This window comes from Sphingomonas sp. (genome assembly GCF_019242355.1).
GTDB lineage: Bacteria > Pseudomonadota > Alphaproteobacteria > Sphingomonadales > Sphingomonadaceae > Sphingomicrobium.
The window spans coordinates 1-6,127 of the sequence record NZ_JAFAVR010000205.1 but is presented as its reverse complement, the minus strand read 5'-3'; the positions used below and the strand labels follow the sequence as shown (position 1 = coordinate 6,127).

At 66.4% G+C, this 6,127-nt stretch carries 7 protein-coding genes; 5 read left to right on the top strand and 2 right to left on the bottom strand.

Features of this window, described 5'->3' with window-relative positions:
• The 3 genes from JOZ79_RS10125 to JOZ79_RS10115 form a co-directional block, all read left to right on the top strand.
• Positions 1 to 518, top strand: a 518-nt coding sequence (locus tag JOZ79_RS10125) for a PLP-dependent transferase (RefSeq protein ID WP_294073761.1), incomplete at its 5' end; no start/stop codon positions are given.
• Positions 519 to 528: 10 nt separating this feature from the next.
• Positions 529 to 2,427 carry a glycoside hydrolase family 15 protein gene (locus tag JOZ79_RS10120; RefSeq protein ID WP_294073759.1) on the top strand — a complete coding sequence of 633 codons (1,899 nt, stop codon included), beginning with the start codon at positions 529 to 531 and terminating at the stop codon, positions 2,425 to 2,427.
• A complete protein-coding gene (locus tag JOZ79_RS10115) occupies positions 2,424 to 2,762 on the top strand; it encodes a cupin domain-containing protein (RefSeq protein WP_294073757.1) in 339 nt (112 codons plus the stop codon). Before JOZ79_RS10120 ends, JOZ79_RS10115 begins: the two co-directional genes overlap by 4 nt.
• On the opposite strand, the gene JOZ79_RS10110 is transcribed toward JOZ79_RS10115, so the two are convergent.
• A complete protein-coding gene (locus JOZ79_RS10110; RefSeq protein ID WP_294073755.1) occupies positions 2,759 to 3,430 on the bottom strand; it encodes an HAD-IB family hydrolase in 672 nt (223 codons plus the stop codon). The two genes, JOZ79_RS10115 and JOZ79_RS10110, sit on opposite strands and share 4 nt — an antisense overlap.
• Positions 3,427 to 4,218 carry a nucleotidyltransferase family protein gene (locus tag JOZ79_RS10105; RefSeq protein WP_294073753.1) on the bottom strand — a complete coding sequence of 264 codons (792 nt, stop codon included), beginning with the start codon at positions 4,216 to 4,218 and terminating at the stop codon, positions 3,427 to 3,429. The genes JOZ79_RS10110 and JOZ79_RS10105 overlap by 4 nt, the downstream gene beginning before the upstream one ends.
• 93 nt (positions 4,219 to 4,311) lie before the next feature.
• Between JOZ79_RS10105 and JOZ79_RS10100 the strand changes: the two genes are divergently transcribed.
• Both JOZ79_RS10100 and JOZ79_RS10095 read left to right on the top strand, forming a co-directional pair.
• Positions 4,312 to 5,415 carry an MlaE family lipid ABC transporter permease subunit gene (locus tag JOZ79_RS10100; protein WP_294073751.1) on the top strand — a complete coding sequence of 368 codons (1,104 nt, stop codon included), beginning with the start codon at positions 4,312 to 4,314 and terminating at the stop codon, positions 5,413 to 5,415.
• The coding region (locus JOZ79_RS10095; RefSeq protein WP_294073749.1) for an ATP-binding cassette domain-containing protein at positions 5,412 to 6,127 on the top strand (716 nt) is incomplete at its 3' end. The genes JOZ79_RS10100 and JOZ79_RS10095, both read left to right, overlap by 4 nt.

Below are 6,127 nucleotides of genomic sequence, written 5' to 3'. Positions count from 1 at the left end.
GCCTGCAGAAGCTGATCGATCAGGTGCGGATGATGCGCAACACGATCGGGACGATCTGCGATCCGAACACCGCCTGGATGCTGCTTCGAAGCCTGGAGACGCTGGAGCTTCGAATGACACGAGCGGGCGAAAATGCCGCCAAGGTGTGCGAGTTCCTGCGCTCTCATCCCAAGGTGGAGACGGTCGGCTACCTCGGATTCCTGGAGGATGGGTCGCGCCAGGCCGACATCTACAAGCGGCATTGCACCGGCGCGGGATCGACCTTCTCGCTCTACCTGAAGGGCGGCGAGAGGGAGGCGTTCGCGTTCCTCGACGCGCTGAAGATCGCGCACCTTGCGGTCAGCCTCGGCGGCACGGAAACCCTGGCGAGCGCACCGGCGGCGATGACTCACCTGTCGGTGCCGGAGGAGCGCAAGGCCGCGCTCGGGATCACCGACAACCTCGTCAGGGTGTCGATCGGAGTTGAGGACCCGGACGATCTGATCGCCGACTTCGCCAATGCGCTGAACGCCGTCTAGGGCGGCTGCGATGCACCGGTTGCTGCGTTGCGTTGCGCTGATCGCGCTCCTGTTCGCGGCACCGGCGGCAGCGTCCCACCTGGTGACAGGCAACGGCTTTGGCTTCACCGTCGTTGCCCCGGAGACCGGGCAAGCGACCAGCTTCTACCCGCACCCCTACAGCTTCATCCGTCCGGAGCCCGGCAAGCCGCTTAGCGAAGGCGTCGCCACTGCCAATTTCGTCAAGGCGATCGGCTGGGGGCGTGGGGGCCAGCCGGCGAGCGCCGAGTATCTCGACGATTCGCAGGTGATCAGCGGCCGGCGCGGGGCGAGCAGCGGCGAGGTCTTCATGCCCTTCGGGCTCGACCGGGCCGCCTTGGTGATCGTCCAGGACTCGGCGGGCGGCGGCGCCTGGCGCGCCCAGTGGCGACACCCTCTCCGCTCCCAACGCGCGGTCAGCGCCGCGGGCGTCAGCGCGCTGCTGCTCCGCTTTGCGGGCATCGACCAGCCGCTGCTGCTCATCCCATTGGCCGCAGTCCGCACCGCGAGCGCCGGCCAGCCGCTGGCGGCGAGCTCGGCCTGGGCGCTGGTGGCGCTCGACAGGGCCGCTGACACCGAAGTCGCCATCCGCGATGTGGTCCGCTGGCAGGCGGGACTGGCCGCGCCGGAGCTCGCCGCCCGCGAAGTCGCGCAGTTCGAGCAGTGGCGCGTGAAACCGACGGTCCGCTTCGCCAGCGACGCCGAGCGCCATCTCTGGCGGCAAAGCGAAACGATGCTCCGGATCGCCCAGAGCCGCGAGCCGAACCGCCCGGACCGTCACGGGAACGGGCTGATCGTCGCGGCGCTTCCCGACACCTATTTCACGCCATGGGTACGCGACATGGCCTGGTCGACGATGGCGCTTCTCCGAATGGGTCACCAGGCTGAAGCGCGCGCGGCACTCCTCGCCTATTTCAACGCCCGCCCGACCGGCAAGATGCGCAGCCAGGTCAACGGCGCCGACTACCAGGTATCGGTCGTGCGATATTTCGGGGACGGTGCCGAGGAGCCCTTCTTCACGATGGAGGGCAGCACCAACATCGAGTTCGATGACTGGGGCGAAGTGTTGTGGGTACTGGGCGAGTATCTGAGCAAATATGACGACCCGGCGCTGCTACAGACCGAAACCCCCCGCGGGCGGCTCTACGAAACGGCGCGCGACTTCATTGTCAGGCCGCTCATGGCCAATACCGAACGCTATGGCGCCGGGCGGATCGTCGCCGGCGACACCTCGATCTGGGAGGAGCGGCAGAAGGACGCCAAGCATTTCGCCTTCTCGACCGCGATGGCCATCGTCGGCCTGGGCGAATTCGCGAACGTCGCGGCCCGCTTTGGCGACGACCCGGCGGCCGCCCAAGCGCTGCACGACGTGGACCTGCTGAAGACCGGATTCACTGCCGCCTTCGCGCGCAACGGTGAGCTGCGCGGAACGCTCGAACCAGGGATCAAGAATGACATCGACGGGGCGTTGATCCCGATCATCAACTTCGGAGTGATCAGCGATCCGAAACTGATCACGAACACCGTCGACCGAATGTCGCTGCTGAAAGTCGCATCGGGCGGATACAAGCGCGTGCGCAGCACCTACACCGACCCGAAGATCTTCGAATTTTGGTACGAGAAGGAGGAGTTCCTGTTCGTCGACCTGCAGCTCGCCCAGCTCTATCGCCGCCTCGGCCGAACTGCCGAGGCAGACGCGATGCTCGCCCGGATCGAGGCCAAGGCCGCCGCCGATCACGACATCATCCCGGAAATGTACGTCGCGGTCCCGTGCAAGCTGTTCCCGGGGAGAATCGGCGATCCGACGGGCGCGCTGCCGATGGTCGGCTATGGCGCCGGTGCATTCGTCCTGCACCTTCTCGACCGCGAATCACTGGGAGCCCGGACATGACGCAATGGCTGCACGCCCTGAAGGACATCCAGACACGCCTTCCTGAAGACCCGGCGGTTTCCCGCGTCCATTACGCGCTCCGCCACGGCTCGATGAAGGCCGGCCTTTATGCGCCGCTCGGCACCGACGACCAGAGCCCGCACAAGCAGGACGAGCTCTACATCGTCGCGTCGGGCAGCGGCCGCTTCGTGAAGAACGGCGAGGATCGGCCGTTTCAACCCAATGACCTGATCTTCGTCGAGGCCGGGGCCGACCACCGGTTCGTCGATTTCACGGAAGACTTCGCGGCCTGGGTCGTGTTCTGGGGTCCCGAAGGGGGCGAGAGCGAAGCCTAGCCCCAGTCCTCGATCGCCCAGCCCCGCTGTTGTGCGAGGCGGCGAAGCTTGCCGTGCGGGTTCACCGCGACGGGCTCGTCGGCCCATTCGAACGCCGGCTGGTCCGACACGTGGTCGGAATAGAAGCGCGCGTGGCCGTGTCGCCCCTTGATGCCGGATGCGTCGAGCCAGTCGGCGATCATCCGCATCTTGGCCGGGCCGTAGCAATTCTCGCCGTCGATCTTCGCGTGGACCCGCTCGTCGAGACCAATGACGGAGCCAGTGCCGATCACGTCGTCGAAGCCGAGCCGTTCCGCGATCGCATCGGCGTACAGGCGGTACGAGGCGGTCGCGAGCACGAGGCGGCGCCCGTGGGCCTTGTCGCGTTCGATGGCTCGGCGGGCGCCAGGGCGGATATTCGAGGCGACCTGCCATTCGGCGAAGCCATCAACCAGGGCCGCGAGCTCGCTTCGGCTCACCCGGCCGCCGATCAGCAGGCGATGGTTGAATTCCTTCAACCGCGCGCGATCGATCAGCTTCAGACCATAAGCGATCATCGATCCGGCGACGAGCGGCAGGAGCAGCAAGCGCCACCGCTGCCGCCGGACCGCGCAGTGGAGCAGGAACGGCGTGTAGGTCGGGCGCCGCGTCACCGTCCGGTCCATGTCGTAGATGGCGAGGTCGGTCACGCGGCCCCCGCGATGATCGATTCTGCGAGCGCATGGTCGCCCGGCTTATCGACGTCGACGCCCGCCAGCGGATTGGACAGGCGCACCGCCTTGACGCTCAGGCCCAGCTTGCGGCCCAGTCGTGCGAGCACGCCCTCCAGCGTCAGCAGGCGAAGGACGGTTCCGATCAACACCGCCGGCCCGAGCAGAGCGACGAGCCGCCAACCCTTCTTGCGATCCTGCTCGACCGATCGCCAAAGCTCGATCGCCGGGGCGACCTTCGGGGAGCGAAGCGCGAACAGATTGGCGCCGGTGTAGCCGCCGCCGCGGAACCTGAGCCAGGTCCGCCTGGTCGCGGGAAGCCTTAGCAGCAGGCGGGCTTGCTCGACGACGCCGATCGCGAGATCGGCATTCGCCGCGCTCCCGCAGAATTCGTCGATTGTCCCGGGGTCGAGCAAGGCATGATCGGCGGTCGTCACCAGCACGGGCCACACGATCGAGCGATCGTCAATCACCCGCAGCACGGTCTGCGCAATGGTGCCACGCGACTCCTGGCATTCGATGCGGGGATCGGCTGGGAGAACCGCTTTAAGCCGTTCCGGGAACTGTGAGAGGACGATAACCCGGCCGACTGTCGATGCCTCGAGCAGTGCTCGCACCGGACGCCGCACCATCGGCTCGCCGGCGACCGGGATCAGTGCTTTCAGGTCCGTCCCGAACCTTTCGGCGAAGGCATCGCGGCCGGGGCGCGAGCCGGCGAGCAGGATTGCCGTATGCCCTGTAGCGTGGCCAGTTGCCTCATCTCGCATGGGGCGGGGCATAATCGGGGCGCCGCCGACGGGAAAGTGGGTGCGCCAGCGCTCTTGCCCGCATCTCTCATTTCGCGCACTAACCGAGCGCGAATGGCGCAGCTCGAGCACCCTACCGCCGACGACCGGAATGGCGGCACCTATCGTGCGACGGGCGCGCTGACGATTACGCGCGCGGCCTCGACGCAACGCGAGCTGGAATCGCTTGCCGACCCGCTGACGATCGACCTCAGCGACGTCCAGCGCATGGACACCGTGGGGGCTTGGCTGGTCTATCGCGCCGTCCGGGACCGCGGTGCCAAGGTCGTCGGCGCGAGCCGGGACGAGACGAGCCTTCTCGAGCAGGTCGCCGATTACGACGTACCGGCGCGCGTTCGGCCCGAGCAGGCCGGCGGCATCGTCAAGATCGCCGGCGAGCTCGGGCTGTGGATCGCGCAGGCCGGCGTCACCTTCATCGGTCTTCTCGGCTTCTTCGGCGCGACCCTGATCGGCTTCGCCAATCTGATCAGGCGGCCCCGCCGCTTCCGCCTCAACGCCGTCGTCCAGCGCTTCGACGTCGTCGGCGTCCGGGCGCTCGGCATCATCGCGCTGATGAGCTTCCTGATCGGGATCGTCATCGCGCAGCAGGGTTCGGTCCAGCTCGCCCAGTTCGGGGCCGAGGTATACACCATCAACCTGATAGGGCGGATCACGGTGCGCGAACTCGGGACCTTGATGACCGCGATCATGGTTGCCGGCCGCTCGGGCTCGGCATTCGCGGCGCAAATCGGCACCATGAAGATCACCGAAGAAATCGATGCGATGCGCACCATAGGGGTGTCGCCGATCGAGGCGCTGGTCATCCCGCGCATGCTCGCGGCGATCCTGATGATGCCGCTGCTGGCCTTCTGGTCGATGCTGATGGCCCTGCTTGGCGGCGGTGTCTTCGTCTGGCTGGCGCTTGGCTATCCGCCGATCACCTACATCCAGCACTTGCAGGAGGTCATCCCGCCAACCGACCTGTGGGTCGGCCTCATCAAGGCGCCGGTGTTCGGCTTCATCATCGCACTCGCCGGCTGCTTCCAGGGCATGCTGGTCCAGGGCAACAGCGAGGAAGTCGGCATGCGGACGACGACCGCGGTCGTTCAGTCCATCTTCCTGGTCATCGTCCTCGACGCGGTCTTTGCCGTCTTCTTCTCGAACATCGGCTGGATATGAAGCCTCGCGACTGCGAACCCGTCATCACCGTCAAAGGGCTGCGCAACAGCTTCGGAGACGCGGTGATTCACGAAGGCCTCGATCTTACCGTCTGCCGCGGTGAAATCCTCGGCGTCGTCGGCGGCTCGGGGACCGGCAAGTCGGTCCTCCTGCGCTCGATCATCGGCTTGCAGACGCCCGATGAAGGCGAGATCGAAGTGCTTGGCGAGAACATGGTCGGCCGCAGCGAGGACGAGGCGAAGAACATTCGCCGTCGCTGGGGAATCCTGTTCCAGAACGGCGCGCTGTTCTCGACACTCACCGTCGCCGAGAACGTCGAGGTGTCGATCCGCGAATATTTCCCCTTCATCCAGCCGCCGCTGCTGGACGAGATCGCGTCCTACAAGATCGCTATGGGCGGGCTGCCCGCCGACGCCGGTCCGAAATATCCGTCGGAGCTGTCGGGCGGCATGATCAAGCGCGCGGGACTCGCGCGCGCACTTGCCCTCGATCCTGAGCTTCTCTTCCTGGACGAGCCCACCGCCGGTCTCGACCCCATCAGCGCCGCCGCGTTCGACGAGCTGATCAAGTCGCTGCAGCGTCGCCTGGATCTCACGGTGTTCCTGATCACGCACGACCTCGACACGCTATACGCGATCTGCGACCGGGTGGCGGTGATTGCCGACCGCAAGGTCATCGCAGTCGGAACGATTCCGGAACTATTGGCTTTGGA